This window comes from Bradyrhizobium sp. 142 (assembly GCF_023074015.1).
In the GTDB taxonomy this organism is placed as follows: Bacteria; Pseudomonadota; Alphaproteobacteria; order Rhizobiales; family Xanthobacteraceae; genus Bradyrhizobium.
Genome location: NZ_JADPKQ010000535.1, coordinates 1 through 783, shown reverse-complemented (window position 1 = coordinate 783; position 783 = coordinate 1). Strand labels below are relative to the sequence as shown.

Annotated in this window: 1 protein-coding gene; it reads right to left on the bottom strand. The window is 66.7% G+C overall.

The features are described from left to right. Window positions 1-710, bottom strand: a 710-nt coding sequence (locus tag IVA82_RS47370; RefSeq protein ID WP_346658758.1) for a reverse transcriptase domain-containing protein, incomplete at its 3' end; no start/stop codon positions are given. Window positions 711-783: the final 73 nt, after the last annotated feature.

Here is a 783-nt window from a genome sequence, read left to right as displayed (position 1 = left end):
AGCGGGCCACCCTGCGGCGTCCCCATCGTGCGCGTCTGGACCACGCCATCGTCCATGATCCCGCTGTTCAGATACGCCCGGATCAGCCGGATGACCCCGGTGTCCCCGATCCGTTTCTGTAGGCGGTCGATGAGGATGTCGTGATCGACCCGGTCAAAGAACTTTTCCAGGTCCACGTCCACCACGATCCGGCGGCCCGATTGCACGTATGACTGCGCCGCGAGGACGGCGTCATGCGCACCTCGGCCCGGCCGGAAGCCGTAGCTGTGCTCGCTGAAGGTCGGATCAAGAATGGGCTGCAACACTTGCAGCAGCGCCTGCTGGATCAAACGATCCGTCACCGTCGGGATGCCGAGCTCGCGCTCGCCGCCGTCAGGCTTGGGAATCGTCACCCGTCGCACCGGACCGGGCCGGTACGTCCCCGACAACAGTTGCCCGCGGATCGCCGGCCACGCCGTACGCAGATGCGCAGCGGTCTGGTCAATGTCCAGACCGTCCACGCCGGCTACGCCTTTGTTGGCCCGCACCCGCTTCCAAGCCCGTTGCAGGTTCTCTCTCGTCAGCGCCGCCAAAAGCAGCGCTGACCCTGTGCCCTTCGGTTCATGCCGCGGGCGACGAGCTTCATCGCTGCCCGGGCCACACGCGGCTTCACCGCGTCCTACCCCGGACCGCTCTGCTTGCGCCGGCATCTGATGCGATGCTCGCCACATCGGCATGGCCTCGAACACTCCCTCTCGTTCGGCCCTTCGCCTGCGGGACGGCTTCGCAGCCTTCCCACCGACT